Source organism: Kitasatospora sp. NPDC059088, from assembly GCF_042738155.1.
Lineage (GTDB): Bacteria > Actinomycetota > Actinomycetes > Streptomycetales > Streptomycetaceae > Kitasatospora.
The window spans coordinates 13,271-34,374 of the sequence record NZ_JBHYGR010000079.1; the positions used below are offsets into that span (position 1 = coordinate 13,271).

Sequence of the window (21,104 nt, forward strand, 5' to 3'; positions counted from 1 at the left end):
CCCACACCGCTGTGTCCGCACCCCCACCCCCCCCCCCCCACACCCCTCCCGCCCCGGGGGGGCCCCCCCCCCGGCCGGTACTCTACGGGACGAACGAGGAAGGGAAGCCCGATGGCGATCGAGCGGCGTCCGCTGCGCGAGCAGGTGAAGGACGAACTGCTGGAACAGCTCGGCCGCGGCCGGTTCACCCCCGGCGAGTCGATCAACGAGGTCCAGCTCGCCGAGGAACTGGGCGTCAGCCGGACCCCCCTGCGCGAGGCGCTGATCAGCCTGGAGCGCGAGGGCATCATCACCAGCGAGCGCGGCAAGGGCTTCCGCTTCGCACCCACCGGCAAGCAGGAGTTCCTCGACCTCACGGCCATCGTGATCGCCCTGGAGTCGCTCGCCCTGCGCACCTCCGACCCGGCCCACCTGTCCGCGATCGCCCCCAGGCTCCTCGCCGAGGCCCGCGCCTTCTCCGCCCCCCAGGCCCCGCACGGCACCATAGAGCGCCACGACGACGCCTGGCACGCCCTGTTGCTCTCCGGCTGCGCCAACACCCGGCTGCGCGACATGATCGACTCGCTGAAACTGACCCTGCACCGCTACGAGCGGGTCGTGGTCGGCGACGACGAGATCCTCCGCCGCGCCGCCGAGGAGCACGAGCGCATCGCCCAGTGCCTCCTCGACGGCGACCTCGACCAGGCCGTCGTCGCCCTGGAGGCCAACTGGACCAGCGGCATGGCCCGCATCCTCGAACGCCTCCCCCCGGTCGGCGCCCGCTGAGGCATCCCCCCACCCCCCGCCGCAGAGCTCCCGCTCGACCAGCCCGGCGCCACGCCCTACGCCCCTGGCCGGAGCCCGCCCGCGACCTCCGGCCGATTGCCACTCGTCCCACCCGGCGCAGCATGATGGCGCCCATGTGGGGCAAGTGGATCAACTGCCGGGTCCGGCCCGGCGCACGCGCGGACTTCGCCGCCGGACAGCGCCGCTGGTCGGCGATCGCGGACCAGCCCGGGCTGCTCGGGCAACTGGGCGGCTGGGACGGCACCGGCCGCCGGGCCCTGCTGTACGCCCTCTGGGCGGACCGGGCCGGGTACGACCGCTTCCTGCGCGAGCGCCACGACGCGATCGCCACCGAGGCCGCCCAGCAGGGCAGTTGGGAATCGATCCGGGTCGCCGCCGGCCCCGTCGTCCAGGCCTTCCCCGGCACGGCCCCCACCCTCCCGGACGCCCTCCGGCACGCCACCGTGCTGCGCGCCGCCGACTGCCGCCTCCACCCGGGCTGCGCCGAGCACTTCCTCGCCGTCCAACGCGACGTCTGGGCCCCCGGCATGGCCGCGGCCGGCGGCCTCCTCGCGGGCACCGTCACCCGCCTCGCCGCCGACCGCTACCTGGTCACCACCCTCTGGACCTCCCCCGAGGCCCACACCGCCTACACCACCCACGCCTTCCCCGCCCTGCGCGCCCGCGCGGACGTCCCCGTCGACGTCGCCACCCTGACCGGCCACGTCGTACCGCTGGAACCCAGCTGGCACGTCGGGTGGGCGGGATCGTCCGTCGGCTCCCTCACCGGAGTTCGACGGTGACGCCGTACTCGCGCAGGAGGTGCACGGTCAGCTCGAAGTAGGACAGACCGCCGCCATGGTGCAGGACGTGTCCGGCGAGGGCGTCTCGGGCGATGTCGGCGTGGTGCCAGACGAGGGTGAACGGGGGCACGACGGAGAACCCGCCGGCCAGGCAGTCCGTCATCGCGTCCAGGTCCCTGCCGTAGTTGGCGCCGGGGCCGAGCAGGGCTTCGCCGAGCGCCAGGAGCAAGCCGGCCCGGTCGGTGACGTGCTGTCCGTCCAGGTGGTACGTCCCGCCGGAGAGGCCCTCCGGCCCGTACGGGCCTCCGTGGGTGAGGTCCAGCCACGCGGACCGGCCCTCGGCGTCGAACCGCGCCCACTGGCCGGGCCGCGTGGGAACACCGTCGGACCAGACCTCCCGGACCGCGCGCGCGGCCAGGGTGGGGCGGTCGTCGCCGGGGTCGGTGACGGTGACGTCGATCAGGGCTCCGCCGAGAACGGACGGGCGTGCCTCGACAGTGGCCAGGTCGAGGCGGTGCCTGGTCATCGTCCGGCCGTGGCGGTCCAGGCACCGGAGCGTGATCGGGCCGCTCTGCTGCGGAAGGGGACGGCACAGCAGGGCCAGGAGCGGTGCGGCGGGTTCACAGCCGATCAGGTGCACGGGCCGGGTGGGTCGCCGCGGGCGCGGGGTGAGCAGACCGTCGATGGAACGGCAACCGCCCGACGGGCTGTCCCCCCGGATCGAGGGGAACCACAGGTCGAACCGCGGACTCGAAGGCAGCCTCCTGCCGCCCCAGAAATCGTCCTCCCTGACGCCGGTGCCCACGAGGATGTCCACGCACCCGGGATCGCCCGGCGTGGGCCACTGGGCCAGGACGGCCGTGTCCTCCAGGTCCCAGAAGCGGGCCGGCCCGTCGTTCGAGGGGTCCTCAGGCTCGATCGAGAGCATTCCCTCCCCCAGCAGCCGCACCGGTTCGGCAACGGCCGCCACGGCCTGGACCAGCAGGCTCCCGCGCGGGCAGCCGCGCAGCGTCAGGACCTCTCGCGGCAGCGGCAGCGGGTCCGTGAACAGGCCCTCGACCTCCGCGCACCGCCCCCACAGCACGCCCTCCCCTTCACCGTCGATGTCCTCGCGCACCAGGAGGTACCGGACCGGGAAGTCCCGCTCCCACCCCGCGTGTTCCTCGGACCGCACGCTTCTCCCCCGCTACCCGGCCGTCCCGGCGCGCCAACCCTACGGCTCGCCGACGCCGACGCCCGCCGAATATCGCGCGCCCGGAACAACCCTCCTCGCCGGTCCTGCCGTAACCGGACCGACGACCCCTTGGCTCAGCTCACCACCGGCACACCCTCCGGCCGGCCCGCGAGCAGCGCGGCGACGTGGTCGGCGCAGCGCAGTGCCGCCTCCGCCATGGCGCTCCTGGTCATCCCGGCGACGTGCGGGGTGAGCAGGGCGTTGGGCAGCCCGGAGAGCGGTGAGGCGAAGGCGGCGTGCTCGTGGGCGAAGGTGTCCACGGCGGCCGCCGCCAGTGGGTGGGCCGGGTCGCGGAGGGCGTCGGCGAGGGCCTGCTCGTCGACGATGCCGCCGCGGGCGGTGTTGAGCAGGATCGAACCGGGCCGCATGCGGGCCAGTTCGGCGCGGCCGATCAGCCCCCGGGTGTCCGGGGTGAGCGGCACGTGCAGGGAGACCACGTCGCTGGTGGCGAGCAGGGCGTCCAGGCCCGCTACCGACCGCACGGTGGCGAGGGCCGGGTGCCGGGTGAGGGCCTGGACGTTCAGGCCCAGCGCCGTGGGGCCCGCTCGGCCAGGACCCGTCCGATCCGGCCCAGCCCGACGATGCCCAGGGTCAGCTCCGACAGCCCGACCGCGGGCGCGCCGGGCGAGGTCCAACGGCCCTGCTGTGCGGCCTCGTTGTACGGCACCAGGTTCCTGGTCAGGGCGAGCAGCTGGGCCAGCGCGAACTCGGCGACGGCGTTCGCGTTCGAGCCGGGCGTATGGGTGACCGTGACCCCGAACCGGGCGGCGGCGGCCAGGTCGACGTGGTCCGTGCCCGCCCCCGCCCGTCCGATCACCCGCAGCCGGTGCGCCACCCCGGTCTGCGTCGCCGCCGCGAGGAGCGCGGAGCCCAGCGGCACGCCCGCCCGGGACTTGAGCGCGTGGAAACCCAGCCCACCGCGCGTCAGCTCGGCGCGCAGCGCCGCCTCGTCGAACAGGTCGACGTCGGTGAACTCCACCCGCCCCGCCCACCGGGCCGTGACCCCCGCAGGATCCGCCACCCGCCGCAGGTTCAACGTGACGGCCAGGTCGTGCCCGACCAGGCGCTCCAGCTCCCGGTCGAGCAACTCCCCCGGCGCAGCGTCCAGCACCAGCAGCCGCTTCGGCCCCACGGCCACCACCCCCTCACGCCCCTGTCTGCCAGCAGTGTGCGGCCGCCCCCGATCGTGCCAGGTGCCACTGACACCCCCGCGCCTCCCCGAGTTCCACAGCTCCCCCGCCACCGACCTCCACAAGCGGCCCGCCCCGGTAAAGGGCTCTCCCCCGGCACCGCCCGCCCGCTGTCTGACCTGGCAGGATCTGCCGCCATGACGCACCACGAGACGCCCGCGCCGGCCGCCGGCCACCCGCACCGGCGAGGTGGCCGGGCCGGCGGTCGCCGGACTCCGCGCGGGAAGAACGACGTGCCGTGGCCCCGGCGGCCGGTGCTGACGGCGCTGTGGATCCCGGCCGCCGCCGTGCTGCTCCCCGTCGGCGGGGCGCTCGGCGCGTTCGGGCCGTGGTTCATCCTGCCCTCGCTGGCCCTGGCCCTGACCGGTGGGGCGGGCCTGGTCTACGCCGTGCTGTCCCTGGGGCAGTCCGCGGTGGTGCGGGGCCCGGCGCTGGCGCTGCTGCTCGCCCCGCTGATCGCCGTCCCGCTGATGAGCCTGAACACCACCCAGGCCACCGTGCTCTCCCTGCGGGGCACCGCGCACCCGGGCACCGTCACGGGCGTCACGGTGCACCACGGCAAGGGCACCAGCTACTCCTGCACCGTGCGCTACGACGACGCCCCGGCGCGCAGCCGGTCCGTGTCCTGCGGGTCGTTCGACGCGGCGGGCGAGCGGGTGAGCGTCACCGAGGATCCGGACGGCCTGGTGGACCCGGAGTTCACCGCGGCCGCCGAGAACCCCCGGTTCGACTTCGCCATGGTGGGCGTCGCCGATCTGTCCCTACTGCTCATCGCCGGTGTCGCGGCCGGCCTGGGTGCGCTGGTCCACCTGCTGCGGGGGAGCCGAAATCCCGTTGCGCCGGCGGCGGGGTGACGACCATGATCCGTGAATGGAGCTGACGGAGCAGACGGAGCAGACGGAGCTGACGGAGACGGCCGAGCCGGAGATCGACCTGGGCGAGGTGCTGCTGCGCCGTTTCCGCGGCGAGGCGGACTTCCCCGAGCTCTTCCGGGTCATCGAGGAGTCGCTGGAGCACCTGCGGCCCTGGATGCCGTGGGTCGCGGAGCACAGCGAGGCCAAGACCGCCGAGTTCCTGGCCGAGCGGCCGGGGAAGTGGGAGAGCGGCCAGGACTTCACCTACGCGATCCTGCTGGACGGCGCGATCGTCGGCGCCTGCGGGCTCTTCCGGCGCGCGGACACCGCCGACCACGGCCGGGAGATCGGCTACTGGCTGCACCCGTCCGCCACCGGCCGCGGCATCGCCACCCGTACCGCCCGGGCGCTGGCCGACCAGGCCTTCCGGCTCCCCGGCGTGGACTTCGTCGAGATCGTGCACGACCCGGCCAACCTCGCCAGCGGCGCCGTCCCGGCCCGCCTCGGCTTCACCGAGCACGCCCGCCGCCCGGCGAAGGCGATCGCCCCCGCCGAGACCGGCGAGGAGCAGATCTGGCGGCTCCACCGCAGCTGACCGACCGGCCCTGCGGCCGGCGAGGGCCCGGCGGCCCGCAGCGGTGGGGGAATGCGTGCGGACCGCCGGGCGGCGCCGGTCGGACGGGACGATCCGGCCCGGCGCCGTGGGAACGAACGCGACCGGAGACTCACGCCTCCGTGCGGAGCGCCCCATTTCGAACCCCGCAGACCGGCCGCATACCCTCTGCTGCGACCTTGCGCGTTCGTTCCCACGCCCAGGAGAGTCGGCGTCGGCGCGACGGATAACACTTTTCTCCCCGGCCCCTCCGGCGCCCTTGATCGTCTACCCTCGGCTCCGAACCTCGACCCCCGACCGCCGACCGCCGGACCCCCGACCGCCGGACCCCGCACCCACGCCCCCGTACCCCCGCCCCTCGGCGGCGACGACGAGAAAGCCGAGCCCCACCGTGCCGAACGCCCCCGTGATCCGCAGCGACACCCCCGGCTCCTTCGCCTGGGGCGTCTTCCACGAGCGCCACCCCGAGCTGGTCCGCCGGGTCCTCGGCGCCCTGCCGTACGGCCCGGACCAGCGGGCGGCCGTGGAACGGCTGCTCACCGAGAGCACCAGCGGCGTCCTGGAGCCGCCGGCCGCGGACGGCCCGGACGCCGCCCGCTGGCTGGCGTGGGGCGAGGGGCTGTGGGGCAGGCCGTGGGGCGAGGCGCCGTTCCTGTGGGCGGAGAGCTGGTTCTACCACCGGCTGCTCGACGCCACCGGGTACTTCGGGCCCGGCGCCTGGCAGGGCGTCGACCCGTTCGCCCCGTTCAAGGACGCCGAACTGGCCGGACCGGCCGTCGACGGGGAACTGGCCGCGCTCGACGGGCTCGACGCCCTGCCGGAGCCGCGCCGGACGGACGCGCTGCTGCGGTCCGCGCTGTGGGGCAACCGCGCCGACCTCAGTTTCCAGCTCACCGCCGAGCCGGGCAGCGGCCCGGCCGACGCCGACCTGCTCGCCGACGACAGCGCGCTGCTGCGGGCCGAGTTGCAGCGGGCCGGCGGCCGGCGGGTCTGCGTCATCGCGGACAACGCGGGCCGGGAACTGCTGCCGGACCTCGTCCTGATCGACCACCTGCTGAGCACCGGCCCGGTCGCCGAGGTCGTCCTCCACGTGAAGCCGCAGCCGTACTTCGTCTCGGACGCGACCACGGCCGACGCCCTCGCCGCGGTCGAGCGCCTGCGCACCGCGCCGTCACCGGCGGCCGGGGCCGTCGGCCGCCGCCTGTGGCGGGCGTTGGAGAGCGGCGCGCTCACGATCCGCACCCACCCGTTCTTCTGCGCCCCGCTCCCGTACCACGACCTGCCGGACGACCTGCGGTCCGAACTCGCGGGCGCCGCGCTGACGATCCTCAAGGGCGACCTCAACTACCGCCGCCTGGTGGGCGACCGCGACTGGCCGCCGACCACCCCGTTCCGCACGGCGGCCGAGCACTTCCCCTCGCCCGTCGCCGCCCTGCGCACCTTGAAGTCGGACGTGGTCGTCGGCCTCGCCCCCACCACCGTCGCCCAGCTCGACGCCACCGGCGCCCCGTGGCGCACCACCGGCCGCCACGCCGTCATCCAGGTCCGCACGCACCGGTAGCCGGGGCTCCCACGCCGGCGCGGCACCGGTTCCGGGCCCGGGTCTTCGCCCCGGTACGGTGTGACCGACCGTCACCCGAGCCCGTCAGCACGTCAGCCCGTCCGTACGCCAACACATCAGTACGTCAGTACGTCCGTACGTCAGCACCGAAGGAGCCGACCCCCATGGCCGAGCAGCACACCACCGCCGGCCGGGGCCGCGCCCATGACCTGGTGTCGGCCGCGCTGGAGCGCGCCGCCGCCGTCGGGCACCTCAACGCCTTCATCACGCTCGACGCCGAGGGGGCGCTCGCGCAGGCCGCCCGCAGCGACGAACGCCGTGCCGCCCGGGTCGGCGGCCCGGCTCCGTGGTCCCTGGTCGTCAAGGACAACACCCACGTCGCCGGCCTGCCCAACACCGCGGGCACCCCGGCGCTCACCGGCTTCGTGCCCGCCGCCGACGCGCCCGTGGTGGCGGCGCTGCGGTCGGCCGGGGCGATCGTGCTGGGCAAGACGAACATGCACGAGCTCTCCCTGGGCGCCACCTCGTGCAACCACACCTTCGGCGCGGTCGGCAACGCCACCGACCCGGCCCTGTTCGCGGGCGGCAGCAGCGGCGGTACGGCCGTCGCGGTGGCGGCGGGCGTGGCGGAGGCCGGGCTCGGCACCGACACCGGCGGGTCGGTCACCATCCCGGCCGCGCTCAACGGCGTCTACGGCCTGCGGCCCAGCGCCGGGCGCTACTCCTCGGCGGGGGTCACCCCGCTGTCCACCACCCGGGACACCCCCGGCCTGATGGCCCGTACCCTGGAGCGCCTCACCACGCTCGACGCCCTGGTCACCGGAGCCCCCGCCAGTCCGCCCGCCCCGCCCGCCCTCGCCGACCCGGTGCGCCCGCTGCGGCTCGGCCTGCCGAGGCAGGTGTTCACCGAGGACCTGGAGGACCCGGTCCGTACGGCCTGGGAGCAGGCCGTCGACCGCCTCACCGCCGCGCGGACCGAGTGGGTGCCGGTGGACACGGCGCACCTGGTCGAGTACGACGACCGGATCGGATTCCCGCTGGTCTTCGGCGAGTTCGCCACCGCCCTGGGCCGCTATCTGGCGGAGCACGGCGCGGGGCTCGGCCCGGCCGAACTGATCGCCGCGGTCGGCGACCCGGACATGGCGGCGCTGCTCGGGGCCGCCGCCCTGCCCGGCTCTCCCGGGTACCCGGGAGAGGCCGGTCTGCGCGGTGCGCTCGCCACCCGCCGCACCCTCCAGGAGGCCTACGCCGAGCTGTTCACCGCGCACGGCCTGGACGCGCTGCTGAGCCCGACCGTCCCGGTGTGCGCCCGGCCGCTGCGCCGGTACGAGGACAGCCTCCCGCTCAACGGCCGGGACGTGCCCACCTTCCAGACCCTGATCCGCAACACCTCCCCGGCGGCCACCTCGGGCCTGCCCTCGGTGACGATCCCGCTCCCGGTCAGCGGCTCCGCCCCGGTCGGCGTCCAGCTCATCGGGCCCCGGCTGGCCGACCGTGAGCTGCTCGCCACGGCCGCCCGGGTCGACGCCGTCCTCCGGTGCCGGTGAGCACGGCGCGCTGAGCCGAACCGCGTCGCGCGGCGGGGTTCGCACGCCGGGTCCGTACCTCCGACGCCGTCTCAGGACGTCTGTACCGGAACCGTCCGCGGTCCGCATACTTCCGGTCAGCGCCCGTCAGGAGCAGCTCGTCCCGTGCCGCTCCCGGAGGCGCCACCCCCAGGGCCCGCCCCCAGGAGGAAGACCATGCGCAGGACCGCCGCCCGCATCCCCGGGACCACCGCACTGCTCGCCCTGCTGACCGCCACCGCCCTCACCGCCCCCTCCCCCGGCGCCGCCGCCGCGACCGCGACAGCGCTCACCCGCACCGCCGCCGGGGCCGAGCGGCTCGCCGTGGTCAGCGAGGCCGTCCTGAACGCCGAGGTGGACGGGACGGCCTGGTACGTCGACCGGGCCGGCGGCCGGGTCGTGGTGACCGCCGACAGCACCGTCTCCCCGGCCGCGCTCGCCGAACTCGTGCGCGCCGTCGGCCCCGACGCGCCCGCCCTGACCGTCCAGCGCGTCCCCGGACGGTTCACCCCGCTGCTGGCCGCCGGCGACGCCGTCTACGGCGGCCGCTACCGCTGCTCGCTCGGCTTCAACGTGGCCGACGGCGGCGCCCACTACTTCCTCACCGCCGGGCACTGCGGGAACGTCGCCGCCGCCTGGTACGCGGACGGCGCCCACCGCACCGCGATCGGCCCGACCCTCGCCTCCACCTTCCCCGGCCACGACTACGCGCTGGTCCGCTACGACAACGAAGCGCTCGACCACCCCGGCGGGTTCACCTCCGCCCCCGACGCGTACGTGGGCGAGGCGGTCACCCGCACCGGGTCGACCTCCGGCACCCACACCGGCACGGTCACCGGCCTCGACGCCACCGTCCGCTACACCGGCGGCGGGACGGTCCGCGGCCTGATCCAGACCGACGTCTGCGCCGAGCCGGGTGACTCCGGCGGCCCGCTGTACGAGGGCGACAAGGCGCTCGGTCTGACCTCCGGCGGCAGCGGGGACTGCACCACCGGCGGGACGACCTTCTTCCAGCCGGTGAACGCGGCCCTCACCGCGTACGACGTCAGCGTCTACTGACGCCGGTGCACTGAGCCTCCCACTGACGCGTTCCACCGACGCACCGGCCGTCCCGCGCCGAACTTGCCCTCAGCCCGCGTACACGTCCTCGACGAAGCGGCCCGCCTCGACCAGGCCCTGCAGCCAGTCCTGCGCCTGCCGCTCGTCCGCCCCCGGCGTGCGCTCCCGGTAGAGCGCCCGGAAGGCCTCCCGCACGCCGGGCGCCATCCGGGCGCCGTCGCCGCACACGTACACCTCGGCCCCGGCGGCGAGCAGCTCCCAGACCTCCGACGCCTCGGCCGCGATGCGGTCCTGGACGAAGCGCCGCCCGTCCTGCGGCCGCTCGCTGAACGCGGGCCGCATCGAGACGGCGCCGGCCCGCTCGGCCTCCTCCAGCTCGGCCCGGTGCAGGTAGTCCGCGTCCGGGGCGTCGCAGCCGAAGTACAGCAGCGCCGGGGCCAGTTCGGCCCCCGTCCCGAGCAGCGCGCGGCGGTCGGCGACGGCGCCGCGGAAGGGCGCCAGGCCGGTGCCGGCCGCGATCATGATCACGGGGGTGCGGTGGCCGATCCGGAACGCCTCCCGGCAGGGCCGGACCCGGGCCAGCACGGTGTCGCCGACGGCCAGCCGGGCGAGGTGGCCGGAGCCGGTGCCCCGGAAGGTGCCCCGGCCCGAGCGGGCGGGCGCGTCGAGCACCGAGACCATCAGGTCGACCTCGTCCCCGTCGACCGACGGCGAGGAGGAGATCGAGTAGTGCCGCGGCCGGATCGCCGGCAGCAGGTCCAGCAGCACCGGCCAGCTCAGCGCCTCCCGCAGGGCCGGGTGGTCCTCGACCAGGTCGAGCAGCGTGCGCGGGTCGTCCGCGGGCAGCGCCCGCAGCGCGGCCTGCTCGGGCGGGCAGGGGTTGAGCCCGGCCAGCACCGCGCGCTGTTCGGCGGTGGGGCGGTCCTGGAGCTCGACGTGGTGGGTGAGCAGTTCCCGTACGGTCAGCGGGCGGTCGACGGCGGGGCCGGTGCGCCGGTGGGCGACGATCCCGAGCACGGTGTCGAGCTCGGCGCCGAACAGCGCGGCGGCGCGTTCGACCAGGGCGGGGTCGTTGGCCGGGAGCACGGTCAGGTGGTCGGCGGTCCGGTAGTCGGTGCCGTCCGGCAGGGCGAGCCGGACCAGTCGCTTGACCCGGTGGTAGCCGGGGTCGGTCAGGCTGTCGACGGCGGTGACGGTCAGCTCGCTCATGCCGTGCCGGGTGGCGAGCGCGTGCAGCGGGCCGCCGACCAGCTCGGTCACGGTGAACCCGGCCTCCTCCCGGGGCGGGGCCACCGCCCCGGCGTCGCCGTGGCGGGCCAGCAGCAGCTCGACGAGTGCCTCGGTGAACTCCCCGACCGTCCCGGCCAGGTCACCGGAGGCGTCGGCCTCGGCACGGGCGAGCAGCCGGGTGCCGCCGAGGGCGCCGAGGCGCTCGTCGATCAGGGTGGGGACGCGCTGGTAGGTGGCGGCGTAGGTCCGGTCGCCGATGCCGAGCACCGCGTACTCGACGCCCTCGGCCGCGCCGTCCGGGGCCTCGCCCAGTCGGCGGACGAACTCGGCGGCGTCGTCGGTGGGTTGGCCGTTGTAGGAGGCGGCGGTGATCACCACCGGCCGGTCGGTGGGCAGCCCGTCGGCGTAGGCGTCGAGCGGCGCGACCACGGTGTCGCAGCCGAGTTCGGCCGCCGTGTCGGCGAGTTGGCGGCTGAAATCGCGACTGGCACCGTAGTTGGAGCCGTGCAGGAACAGCAGGCCGGTGCCCTGGCGGACCCGCGCGGCGCGTTCCGCCGCGGGCGCGGAGCCGACCGGCCTGGCCGCCTGCGCCGCCCGGGCCGCTCCCGCGGTGGCGGCGACACCGACGAGCGGCGCGGGGGTGCGCGGGGCGAGGGCGAGGGTGAAGTCGTCGGGCTTGATGGTGAGCGTCTGCTTGAGGGTCAGCCGGTAGTCGGCGTGGTCGATCAGCCGGTAGCGGTGGACCAGCATGCCCAACAGCATGGTCGCCTCGTGCAGCGCGAACTGCCGCCCGATGCAGGCGCGTTCGCCGGTGCCGAAGGGCTTGAAGGCGTGCGGCGAACGGGCCGCTTCGCGCTCCGGGTCGAAGCGGGAGGGGTCGAACAGCTCCGGGTTGTCGCCCCAGGCCGGGTCGCGGTGCAGCATCGGGGTCAGCACGAAGATCGGCGTCCCCGGGCGGACCGGGATCCGCCCGCCGAGCAGGGTCTCCGCGCGCGCCTCCCGGCTGAACTGGGGCGCCGTGGGCCACAGTCGGAGCGCCTCGTTGAGAACCTGCCGGGTGTACCGCAGCCGGCCGACGTCCTCGTACGAGGGCTCCGGGTCGGCGAGGTCGCCCCAGAGCGCGTCCACCTCCTCCTGGACCAGCCGGAGTTCGGACGGGTGCTTGGCCAGGTAGTGCAGCGCGAAGGAGAGCGCTCCCGAGGTGGTCTCGTGCCCGGCGATCAGGAAGGTGATCACCTGGTTGCGGATGTTCTCCATGTCCAGCTTGGTGCCGTCGGCGGGGTGGACGGCCCCGAGCATCAGACCGAGCAGGTCCTGCGCCGGACCGGCCTCGGCACCGCTCCCGGCCCGGGCGGCGATCACCTCGTCCACCACGCCGGCCAGGTAGTCGGCGTCCCGCCGGAACGCGGCGTCGCGCTCGCGGTGGTCGAGATCCGGGTCCCGGGTGAGCTTGGTCATCGCCCACTCCAGGCAGCGCACCATCGCCTCCACGAACGGGTGGGGCTCGTCCCGCTCGAAGGAGCCGAAGTCGAAGCCGAACCCGGCCAGTCCGATGGTGTCCAGGGTCATCCGGGTCATGTCGCCGGGCACGTCCACGGTCAGCCCGGCGGCCGCGCGGCGGTCCCAGGCCCCGATCACCCGGCGGGCCACCTCCAGCATCACCGGGTGGTAGGTGCGCATCGAGCCCAGGGCGAAGGCGGGCATCAGGATGTCGTGCGCCCTGGCCCAGTTCGGCTCGTCGTTGTAGGCGGTGAACAGGCCGTCCCCGGTGAACTCCCGGACGTTCTCCAGCGCCGGGCCGACGGCCTTGGTGAAGCGCTCCTCGTCGGCCAGTTCCTCCACCAGCTCCAGGCTGCTGACGACCAGGATCTCCCGGCCGTGCAGGCGCTGGAGGAACGCGGGACCGTGGGTTCTGGCGAGTTCCATGGTGCGCAGCACGGGGACGCTGACCGGCGGCAGGTCGGAGACGTCCACCAACGGGACGCCCGGGGCGCCATCGTCGGCGCCGGTGTGCCCGTAGGCGTCGGCGCCGGCCCGGAAGGCGGGCATGGCCTCGGCGGTCGGTGTCGCCGGCACGGCCTCGGTCGTGGTGTCGGTCATCGGTAGGTCCCTCCCACGGCAGGAAAGTTCTCGGTATCTCCACTCTCCGCCCTCGTCAGGAGCGCCGGACCTCGATCACTACATGATTGTGTAGTACCGACGGCTGCACGAGACTTGCCCACGGCCTGTCAGATCTGGCGTGGGCGGCGGCCGCGGGGAGGAGAAACGATGATCCGACCGACCGACGGCTGCGGTCCGGCGCCGGGCACCCGCCTGGACGCCGCAGTGGTCTGGCGCAACCGGGCGCTGCGTCTGCTGGACCACAACCCGGTGCCCATCGCGGTCTGCGAGTGGGGCGGCCGGATCATGATCGTCAACCGCGCGATGGCCGCCGAGTTCGGCGGGCTGCCCGGGCAGTTGCGCAACCGCCGGATCCTGGAGTACTTCACCCTGCGGGACGACACCTCGCTGCAGACCCTCGCCGAGGCGATCCGGCTGCACCGCCGCTCGCAGTACTCCGTCGGGGTGTCCTGGACGCCCGCCGGCGGCACCGAGCGGCAGGGCGAGATGACGGTCGACCTGGTCAGCGACACCCCGGAGCAGACCCCGAACATGCTGCTCTCGCTCCGTGCCCTGGCCGAACCGGCCGCCCGCCCGGAGCTCCCGGCGCCGCCCCCGCACCCGGAGGCCAGCCCGATCGAGGCCCGCATCCTGGCGGCCGCCGCCCGGGGCGCCACCACCGCCCGGATCGCCAAGGAGATCGGCCTCACCGCGGACGGCGTCAACTACCACCTCACCCGCCTCGCCCGCCGCTGGCAGCTCCCCAACCGCACGGCCCTGGTCGCCCGCGCCTACGGCCTCGGCGTCCTCGACCCGGACTCCTGGCCCCCGGAACCGGCGCGGCCGCACTGACGGGGCCGGGGCCCGCGAACGGGCGTACCTGACTGGCCGTCACCCCCGGCGCGTGCTCTCGTGAGGCACATGTCCACTTCATCCCCGGCCCGCCTGGCCGCCCCGCTCCTCGCCGTCCCGCTCCTCGCCGCTGTGCTCGCCCTCGCGGGCGCGGCGCCCGCCACCGCCGCCGTGCTCCCCGCCGACGTCACCGCCGAGCAGTGCCAGGACGCCGGCGGCACCGTGCAGGGCGGGGGCTACTGCGTGGGCGCCGTCGGCGAGGACCAGTGGGGGGCGGACATCGACGGGCAGGGCATCGCCTGACCCCCAACGCCCGTCACCGCCGCCCGGCGCCGACGCCCGCCACACGCCCGCCGCCCCCATCCGCCGACGCCCGGCGCACGGCCCGGTGTCACCGCCGGGTCACCGCGGTGTCGGCGGATCGTCGCAGCCCGGTAGCGGACCGGTAAAGCCTCCACCCCCCGCCCCTCCCCCGCGCTGACCAGGCGCTACGCTCTGGGCCGCGCCGCGCCACGGGGGCCGGCGGCACCACCACGGGGGGACCCACAGTGCGCTACCTGGTCCGCGACCGCATGTTCGCCTTCCACGAAGAGGCCTGGATAGAGACCGAGCACCGGGAGAAGCTCTACCGGGTGAACCGGAAGTTCTTCCGGCTGCGCCGCACCTTCGCCCTGGAGGACACCCGCGGCGAGCACGTCGCGAGCATCGTCCGCAAGGCCTTCACCATCCACCACACCCTGCTGATCAAGCAGAACGGCGAGCTGACCGCCAAGATCAGCAAGAAGATGTTCACGCTCTTCGGCGACCGCTTCAAGGTCCGCCTCGGCGACGGCCGCCGGCTGCGGATCAACGGCAACCTGTGGGACCGCGAGTTCGACATCCAGCACGAGGGCACCACCCTGGCGCACGTCTCCCGGCGCTGGTTCACCATCCGCGACGCCTACGCCGTCGACGTCCTGGAGCAGCAGGACGCCCTGCTGCTGGTCGTCCTCGCGGTCTGCGTCGACCACGTGCTCCAGGACGCCAAGGGCGACCGGCTGACCAACCTCTGACGACCGGCCGCCCGCCCCGGCCTGCCGGTCGTCAGGAGGCGCCCAGGACCACCGGGTCCTCGGCGAGTTCGGCGAGCAGGGCGTCCAGCTTGGCCCGGTCCACCGAGGGCATCACGAAGACGTGCACGTAGCTGCGCCGGGTGGTCTCGTCGCCCGGGACCATCACCACGTCCTGGGAGGACAGCGACCACTTGGCCACCAGCTCCGGGCTCGGCTTGCGGAACCGCACGGTGACCGCGCCCGGGGTGCGGGCCGGCCAGAGCTCGACGCCGAGCTCCCGCTCCATCGCGGTCAGGCGCCGCTCCAGGTAGGCGGCGAGCTCCTGGGCCTCGCGGATCCGGCCGACCTGGTCGCGGTAGGAGTACCGGGACAGGTGGTCCCAGAGGATCAGCGGGGAGAACCCGTTGCGGGAGCCGGCGAAGGTGGTGTCCGGCGCGCCGATGTAGTCGGGCTGGGACGGCGGCGAGATCTGGTACTTCACCTTGGTCATGTAGATGCCGCACGGCCAGGGCGCGCCGGCCCACTTGTGGCCGCTCATCGCGATCGAGGAGACCATGTCGACCTCGCCGTGCCCGGCGGTGGGCAGCCGCAGCCCGAAGTCGAACTCGGGCAGCTCCGCCTCGGGCGTCCAGCCGTACGCCTCCGGATCCTGGGCGGCCAGCCGCAGGAACGGCGCGTAGCCTGCGCCGAGTGCGCCGTCCACGTGGATCCAGAAGCCGCGGCGCACGTCGACCAGTGGACGGCCGGTCCGCGGGCAGCTGCCGTAGACGACCTCGCGGCGCACCAGTCCGTGCCGCTCGAAGATCGGCAGCAGCCGCTCGCAGACCGCGCGGACGTCGTCGTGGGCGCCCTTGAAGGTGCTGCCGAGGTTGAGGTTGACGAAGACCGGGTGGCCCTTGGCGGCGAAGAACTCGACCAGGACGGCGAGCGCGTCGACGTCTATCTCCCCGGTGCCGTCCCAGGACAGGCCGGACGGGCCCGGGCGGGACGGCACCTCGGTGGGCCAGTCGCGGCGGCCGGTCACCGGGTCGACCAGCGGGCACTCGTCCGGGTACTTCTCCAGGCCGACGGCGTGGAAGGTCTCCACGCCCAGCACGGCGACGGCCTTGGCGAAGGAGTAGTGGGTGTCCTCGGAGTAGAACGCCACCGGGTGGTGGGCGTTCGGGTTCCGCCGGTCGGGGTCGGCCTTGACGTAGCGCACCGCGTCCAGGGGCTCGGTCGGCGGCTGGATCAGCGCCTTGCCGCTCAGGTAGTCCCGGGCGTTCCACAGGGCGTACATGTTGCCCTCGGTGGAACCCATGGACAGCATGTAGCCCCAGTAGGACTCCGGGTCTGCCGGGTCGTGCGGGCGCTCGGCGTGCCAGAGCTTGGCGTAGTAGTCGAGCACGGCCCGCTCGACGACCTTGGTGTTGGGCTTGTAGCCGCCGCTCTGGAACGGGTCCCCGAGGTTGTTGATGTTGTTCGGCAGGAACCGGGCGAGGTCCAGCGCGGTGCCCTGCATGTCCTGGGTGGCCTGGTAGCCGACCAGGTGCTTGCGCTTGCGGGTCAGGTACTCGTCCACCGCGTCGAGCGCGCGCAGCCGCCCGGCCTCGTCCAGACCGCCCTCGGGGAGGGCGAAGTCGCCGCCGTCCAGCTCCGGACCGGGGTCGACGGCGGTCGCGGCGGAGGGGAAGGCGGTCGGGCTCATGGGCGGGGCGCTCCGGAGGTGCGGGGACGACGGCGGGAGGTCGCCACCGTCACCCTGGGTGCCGGGGAGGACCGTCGGTAAGGATGGAACTTTCGGGCGCCCGGGGGAAGCCCTTCCGAGGAACATTCGGTTCCGGGTCGATCAGGTTTGCGAATCTGCGGAACGGGCTGGGATCCTGGCAGGCATGCCGAACAATCCGCAGGTCAGGCGCTCACCCCTCGACGACGTCGACCGGGCGATCGTCCGCGCCCTGGCCGACGACGCCCGCCTCCCGAACAACGCCCTCGCGGCCGCCGTCGGCATCGCCCCCTCCACCTGCCTGGCCCGGGTCCGCGCCCTCCGGGACCGCGGCATCATCCGCGGCTTCCGCGCCGAACTCGACCCGGCCGCGATCGGCCTGCCGCTCCAGGCGATGATCTCGGTGCGGCTGCGCGCCCACACCCGGGAGCAGAACGAGAGCTTCCGCAGCACCGCCCCCGACCTGCCCGGCGTCCTCGCCGTCTTCCACATGGCCGGCTCGGACGACTACCTGCTGCACGTCGGCGTCGCGGGCCCCGAGTCGCTGCGCGACTTCGTCGTCGACCACCTCACCACCCACCCCGCGGTGGCCCAGACCCGCACCAACCTGATCTTCGAACAGATACCGGGCCGCCGCTACCTCGCCCCCGGCCCCTGACGGCCGGCCCGCCCGCCACTCCGACGAACCGTCAGGTCCGGTCGACCGCAACCTATCCCGCCCCCGCTGCGTGGTACGACCCGACGTCCCGATGACCAGTCACCCAGGAAGGCGGAGCATGCCCATCTCGCTGAACCACACCATCGTCCCGGCCGTCGACAACGAGGCGGCGGCGCGCTTCTTCGCCTCCGTCATGGGCCTGGACTACCCCGGCCCCGACCGGCACTTCGCGCCGGTGCGGGTGAACGACTCGCTGACGCTGGACTTCCTGACGACGGCGGACCCGTCCGGCCACCACCTGGCCTTCGACGTGGACCCGGACACCTTCGACGGGATCCTCGACCGGCTGCGGGCCGCCGGGGTGCCCTACGGCGACGACCCCCGTGAGCCCGGCAACGGGCGGACCCACCACCCGCTGTGCGCCCGCGGGCTGTACTTCACCGATGACGCCGGGAACCTGTACGAGGTCATGTCGCCTGCCTAGTGGTGCGTTCCGGAGCGAGGGGGCGCCGGGTCCGGGGGCGGCTCAGGCGGCGGTGTCCGCCAACTCCCGGCTGCGGCCCGCCCACCGGACCACGTGGGGCATGGCGAGGCCGGCCGCGACGAACACGCCGCCCATCACGAGCCAGCCGGGCACCCCCCAGGTCACGCAGAGCAGGCCCAGCAGGCTCGGTGCGACGGTGTAGCACAGGCCCATGCCCATGCCGAACACTCCGGAGTACTGGCCCTGGGCGTGTGCGGGAGCCAGCCGGAACCGCAGTTCCAGCGACCCGGCCGCATGCCACAGCGAGCCCACCGTGTGAACGGCGACGCCCACCGTCATGACGGCCACGGCGGCCCAGCCGGGTACTCCGGAGGCCGTCGCGATGACCGCCATGCCGACCATGAACGCCAGCCCGGCGCGGCGGACGGCCCGGCCGGCGACCGTGCCGCCCCTGACCCCGCGACCGGTCCGGATCTGCAGCAACACCACCATCACGGTGTTGACGGCGATCGCCGGACCGACGAACCACCGCGGTGCGTCGGTGTGCAGGACCACCCACAGCGGCAGCGCGAACGACAGCACCTCGCTCTGGATCCACAGGATGCCGTCGAGCACGACGAACGCCAGGTACGGCTTGTCCTTGAGCGCGATCCACCGGCCCTCCTCGCGCGGGGGCGCCAAGGCGGCGAGCCTGGGCAGCCCGACCAGGACGGCGGCACTGCCGATGAACGTCAGCGCGTTGCCGAGGATGAGGACGCGGTAGGCGAGGTCGCTGTCGATCTGCACCACCGCTCCGGCCGCCATCGCGCCGAAGGTCCCGGCGAGCATGGCCACCGAGCGCAGGTAGGAGCGGAACCTCGGCACCTCGTCACCGCCGAAGCGGCGGATCAACGGGCCGCGGGCCGCACCGCCGGACGCGCCGGCGAGGTCCGTCACGGCCACGGCCAGCGTGAACGCCAGGAACGAGTGGGCGAACAGCAGCGACAGCATGGACAGCGCCTGGATCAGCAGAGTGACCACGAAGATGTCCCGCGGGCCGCGGCGGTCGGCCAGCTGTCCCACCGGGATCCCGGCGACCAGACCGACCACTCCCGCGAGGCCGAGAGCGAGTCCGACCTGCCCGACGGACAGCTGGATCACCTGATGGGCGTACAGCGGCACGGTCGCCAGGAAGGCCGCGGTGCCGAGCTGGTTGACGAAGCCGGCCAGGGCCAGCTTCCGCTGGGGACCGGACTCCGGCAGCAGCCCGCGCCGCACCGGCCAGGACGGGCGTGCGTCGCCGACTCCCCCGGGAACGCCGGCGGTTGACGTGGTGGGGGCTTGACTCACCCGGTACTCCGTTGTCTGTCGATCGTGTCGTGCCGGGATCACGGGTGTGCGGGTGAAGGCGGCGTGCCCCCACGCCGCAGGTCAACCGGTCGCGGGCCGCAGGTTGTTCATGAGCTGGCCGAGGGCGAACTCGAAGCGGTCGGGTCCGGTGCCGGAGATCAGCTCCGCGGCATGGCGTCGGGTCTGCGGGAACCGCTCGGCGGGCAGTGCGGTGAAGCGGTCCAACAACTCCTCCCGGCTGAGCACCCATTCCTGATCCGGGTGCCCGCGCCGTCGCCGGACCAGCGACTGCTCCAGCGCGTAGGCGCTGACGTAGAGGGACATCGCGTCACGGGCCCAGCCGGCCGCCCTCGGCTCGATGCCGCCCGCGAGCAGGATCGCCAGGATTCCTTCGCCGACCCGCAGCGTCTCCAGGTTGGTCGACACCGTGGCCAGCGCGGCGCGCGAGACTCCGGGGTACTCCAGGTACAGATCGCGGATCTGCGTGTACACCCCGAGCAGTTGATCGCGCCAGGCGGCCGGATCCGGCTCCGGGAGTACGACCTCGGCGTAGAGCCGGCCGATCAGCAGATCGTCGATGTCGTCCTTGTTGACGATGTGCGCGTACAGCGACGACGGACCGGTGCCGAGCACGGCGGCGACCCGGCGGATGGTCAGCGCGTCGTACCCCTCGGCGGCGACGACCTCCAGGGCGGCGTCGGTGATCCGTTCGACGGTGATCGGCTTCTTGCGTGGCGTCGGTGCGGCGGCCTCCGCCGCGGGTTGGGCGTGGCGGGCCGCGCGTCGCTGGCGGGGATCGGCGGGCATGTCGACCACTCTACCTTGACACGATCAATGTTCGTTGCGTAGAACTTAGATCGTCAGGACGAACAAAGTTCGTCCCGCTCTCCTGGAGGTGTGTGATGCGCGTTTCCGTCGTCGGAGCCGGCCTCGGAGGTCTGGCCCTCGCGCAGGGTCTGCGCGGAGCCGGGATCGAGGCCGAGGTGTTCGAGCGCGATCCGGGGATCGCCGCCCGGTTCCAGGGCTACCGGCTCGTGCTCGACCCGGTCGGATTCCAGGCGGTGCGCGACTGCCTGCCGACGCGCTGGCACCCGCTGCTGGACGAGATCGTCATGGACGCCTCCGCCGAACAGCTGGTCCTGGACCCGCAGTTGAAGGAGATCGGCAGGCTCGGCGCGAGCCGGACCGGCATCGTGGTCGACCGGCAGGTGCTGCGACAGCTGTTGCTGACCGGCCTCACCGTGCACACCGATGCCGCCCTGACCGGCTACGACGTGCTGGCCGACGGCCAGGTCCGGGCCCGGTTCGCCCGCCGCGACCCGGCCACCGCCGACCTGCTCGTCGGCGCGGACGGCGTCACCTCCGCGGTCCGCGGGGTGCTCTCACCGCGGACCGCCCCGACCGACACCGGCGTCCGGTTCGTCATCGGCCGCACCCCGCTGACCGACGAGTTCGCCGACCTGTCCAAGGCCTACGGCTCGAAGATCACCGGCGACGGCGTCAGCCTGCTGCTCGGCGCGATGCGCTTCCGCACCCCGCCGCGGCAGGCCGCCGAGCGACTGGCCCCCGAGGTCACGCTGCCCGACATCGGCGACTACGTGCGCTGGGCCATGATCCTGCCGCCGAACGGGTCGCTGGAGGACCTGACCGCGCAGGACGCCGTGCTGTCCAGGATGGCAGGCTGGCACCCCCAGCTGCGCGCGCTTATCGAGCAGGCCGACCCCGACAACAGCGCGCTGCTCTCCATCCGGGTGGTCGAGCCCGGCGAGCGCTGGGCCTGCGGCCCGGTCACGCTGCTCGGCGACGCGATCCACGCCACCTCCCCGACCGGCGGCAACGGCGCGAACACCGCGCTGCGCGACGCCGACCTCCTGCGCCGCCGCCTGATCGAGGCGGACGAAGGCCGCCGTGACCTGCTCGGCGCGGTCGACGCCTACGAGCGGCAGATGTTCGAGTACGGCAGCGAGGCCGTGCGCAGCAGTCTCCAGAAGCTTCCCGCCTTCGCCCCCGGAGCGAAGCTCTCCTGAGGCCGAAGCCACCGGACCGCTCC

Annotated in this window: 20 protein-coding genes; 13 read left to right on the top strand and 7 right to left on the bottom strand. The window is 74.3% G+C overall.

Features of this window, described 5'->3' with window-relative positions; all coding sequences use genetic code 11:
- Positions 1–111 precede the first annotated feature (111 nt).
- Positions 112–765, top strand: coding sequence for a GntR family transcriptional regulator (locus ACFWXO_RS29225; RefSeq protein ID WP_380527241.1), 654 nt, complete (start codon positions 112–114; stop codon positions 763–765).
- Between the two features lie 122 nt (positions 766–887).
- Positions 888–1,568: a DUF4937 domain-containing protein gene (locus tag ACFWXO_RS29230; protein WP_380527242.1), complete on the top strand. Its 681-nt coding sequence runs from the start codon at positions 888–890 to the stop codon at positions 1,566–1,568.
- On the opposite strand, the gene ACFWXO_RS29235 is transcribed toward ACFWXO_RS29230, so the two are convergent.
- The 3 genes from ACFWXO_RS29235 to ACFWXO_RS29245 all read right to left on the bottom strand — a co-directional run bounded on the left by ACFWXO_RS29235 (position 1,549) and on the right by ACFWXO_RS29245 (position 3,934).
- Positions 1,549–2,742 (bottom strand): barstar family protein, encoded by a 1,194-nt coding sequence (locus tag ACFWXO_RS29235; RefSeq protein ID WP_380527244.1) that lies wholly within the window; start codon positions 2,740–2,742, stop codon positions 1,549–1,551. The two genes, ACFWXO_RS29230 and ACFWXO_RS29235, sit on opposite strands and share 20 nt — an antisense overlap.
- A 134-nt stretch (positions 2,743–2,876) precedes the next feature.
- Positions 2,877–3,284 (bottom strand): NAD(P)-dependent oxidoreductase, encoded by a 408-nt coding sequence (locus tag ACFWXO_RS29240; protein WP_380527246.1) that lies wholly within the window; start codon positions 3,282–3,284, stop codon positions 2,877–2,879.
- A gap of 38 nt (positions 3,285–3,322) precedes the next feature.
- Complete coding sequence (locus tag ACFWXO_RS29245; RefSeq protein WP_380527248.1) at positions 3,323–3,934, bottom strand: 2-hydroxyacid dehydrogenase; 612 nt, start codon at positions 3,932–3,934, stop codon at positions 3,323–3,325.
- Positions 3,935–4,129: 195 nt separating this feature from the next.
- On the opposite strand from ACFWXO_RS29245, the gene ACFWXO_RS29250 reads away from it, so the two are divergent.
- The 5 genes from ACFWXO_RS29250 to ACFWXO_RS29270 all read left to right on the top strand — a co-directional run bounded on the left by ACFWXO_RS29250 (position 4,130) and on the right by ACFWXO_RS29270 (position 9,644).
- A complete protein-coding gene (locus ACFWXO_RS29250) occupies positions 4,130–4,846 on the top strand; it encodes a hypothetical protein (RefSeq protein ID WP_380527250.1) in 717 nt (238 codons plus the stop codon).
- A gap of 16 nt (positions 4,847–4,862) precedes the next feature.
- Complete coding sequence (locus ACFWXO_RS29255; protein ID WP_380527252.1) at positions 4,863–5,441, top strand: GNAT family N-acetyltransferase; 579 nt, start codon at positions 4,863–4,865, stop codon at positions 5,439–5,441.
- Between the two features lie 409 nt (positions 5,442–5,850).
- Positions 5,851–7,020, top strand: coding sequence for a damage-control phosphatase ARMT1 family protein (locus tag ACFWXO_RS29260; RefSeq protein WP_380527254.1), 1,170 nt, complete (start codon positions 5,851–5,853; stop codon positions 7,018–7,020).
- A gap of 164 nt (positions 7,021–7,184) precedes the next feature.
- Positions 7,185–8,567 carry an amidase family protein gene (locus ACFWXO_RS29265; RefSeq protein ID WP_380527257.1) on the top strand — a complete coding sequence of 461 codons (1,383 nt, stop codon included), beginning with the start codon at positions 7,185–7,187 and terminating at the stop codon, positions 8,565–8,567.
- A gap of 195 nt (positions 8,568–8,762) precedes the next feature.
- Entirely contained in the window at positions 8,763–9,644 is an 882-nt protein-coding gene (locus tag ACFWXO_RS29270; RefSeq protein WP_380527259.1) for a S1 family peptidase, read from the top strand.
- Between the two features lie 69 nt (positions 9,645–9,713).
- On the opposite strand, the gene ACFWXO_RS29275 is transcribed toward ACFWXO_RS29270, so the two are convergent.
- Positions 9,714–12,923 (bottom strand): bifunctional cytochrome P450/NADPH--P450 reductase, encoded by a 3,210-nt coding sequence (locus ACFWXO_RS29275; RefSeq protein WP_380527290.1) that lies wholly within the window; start codon positions 12,921–12,923, stop codon positions 9,714–9,716.
- 219 nt (positions 12,924–13,142) lie between these two features.
- Between ACFWXO_RS29275 and ACFWXO_RS29280 the strand changes: the two genes are divergently transcribed.
- From ACFWXO_RS29280 to ACFWXO_RS29290, 3 genes are all read left to right on the top strand, one after another.
- Positions 13,143–13,826: a LuxR C-terminal-related transcriptional regulator gene (locus ACFWXO_RS29280; RefSeq protein WP_380527261.1), complete on the top strand. Its 684-nt coding sequence runs from the start codon at positions 13,143–13,145 to the stop codon at positions 13,824–13,826.
- A gap of 69 nt (positions 13,827–13,895) precedes the next feature.
- Positions 13,896–14,129 carry a hypothetical protein gene (locus ACFWXO_RS29285; RefSeq protein WP_380527263.1) on the top strand — a complete coding sequence of 78 codons (234 nt, stop codon included), beginning with the start codon at positions 13,896–13,898 and terminating at the stop codon, positions 14,127–14,129.
- A gap of 245 nt (positions 14,130–14,374) precedes the next feature.
- Positions 14,375–14,878: an LURP-one-related/scramblase family protein gene (locus tag ACFWXO_RS29290; RefSeq protein WP_380397811.1), complete on the top strand. Its 504-nt coding sequence runs from the start codon at positions 14,375–14,377 to the stop codon at positions 14,876–14,878.
- Between the two features lie 31 nt (positions 14,879–14,909).
- Here ACFWXO_RS29290 and ACFWXO_RS29295 read toward each other — a convergent pair whose 3' ends face one another.
- Positions 14,910–16,565, bottom strand: a complete 1,656-nt coding sequence (locus tag ACFWXO_RS29295; RefSeq protein WP_380527265.1) for a histidine decarboxylase — start codon at positions 16,563–16,565, stop codon at positions 14,910–14,912.
- A 184-nt stretch (positions 16,566–16,749) separates the two neighbouring features.
- On the opposite strand from ACFWXO_RS29295, the gene ACFWXO_RS29300 reads away from it, so the two are divergent.
- Together ACFWXO_RS29300 and ACFWXO_RS29305 are read left to right on the top strand one after the other, a co-directional pair.
- Positions 16,750–17,241: an Lrp/AsnC family transcriptional regulator gene (locus ACFWXO_RS29300; protein WP_380527266.1), complete on the top strand. Its 492-nt coding sequence runs from the start codon at positions 16,750–16,752 to the stop codon at positions 17,239–17,241.
- Between the two features lie 118 nt (positions 17,242–17,359).
- Positions 17,360–17,725, top strand: coding sequence for a VOC family protein (locus ACFWXO_RS29305; RefSeq protein ID WP_380527268.1), 366 nt, complete (start codon positions 17,360–17,362; stop codon positions 17,723–17,725).
- Between the two features lie 42 nt (positions 17,726–17,767).
- Here the strand turns inward: ACFWXO_RS29305 and ACFWXO_RS29310 are convergent, their stop codons facing one another.
- Positions 17,768–19,054 (bottom strand): MFS transporter, encoded by a 1,287-nt coding sequence (locus ACFWXO_RS29310; protein ID WP_380527271.1) that lies wholly within the window; start codon positions 19,052–19,054, stop codon positions 17,768–17,770.
- An 81-nt stretch (positions 19,055–19,135) separates the two neighbouring features.
- Positions 19,136–19,861, bottom strand: a complete 726-nt coding sequence (locus ACFWXO_RS29315; protein ID WP_380527273.1) for a TetR/AcrR family transcriptional regulator — start codon at positions 19,859–19,861, stop codon at positions 19,136–19,138.
- A gap of 95 nt (positions 19,862–19,956) precedes the next feature.
- On the opposite strand from ACFWXO_RS29315, the gene ACFWXO_RS29320 reads away from it, so the two are divergent.
- Complete coding sequence (locus ACFWXO_RS29320; RefSeq protein WP_380527275.1) at positions 19,957–21,081, top strand: FAD-dependent oxidoreductase; 1,125 nt, start codon at positions 19,957–19,959, stop codon at positions 21,079–21,081.
- Positions 21,082–21,104: the final 23 nt, after the last annotated feature.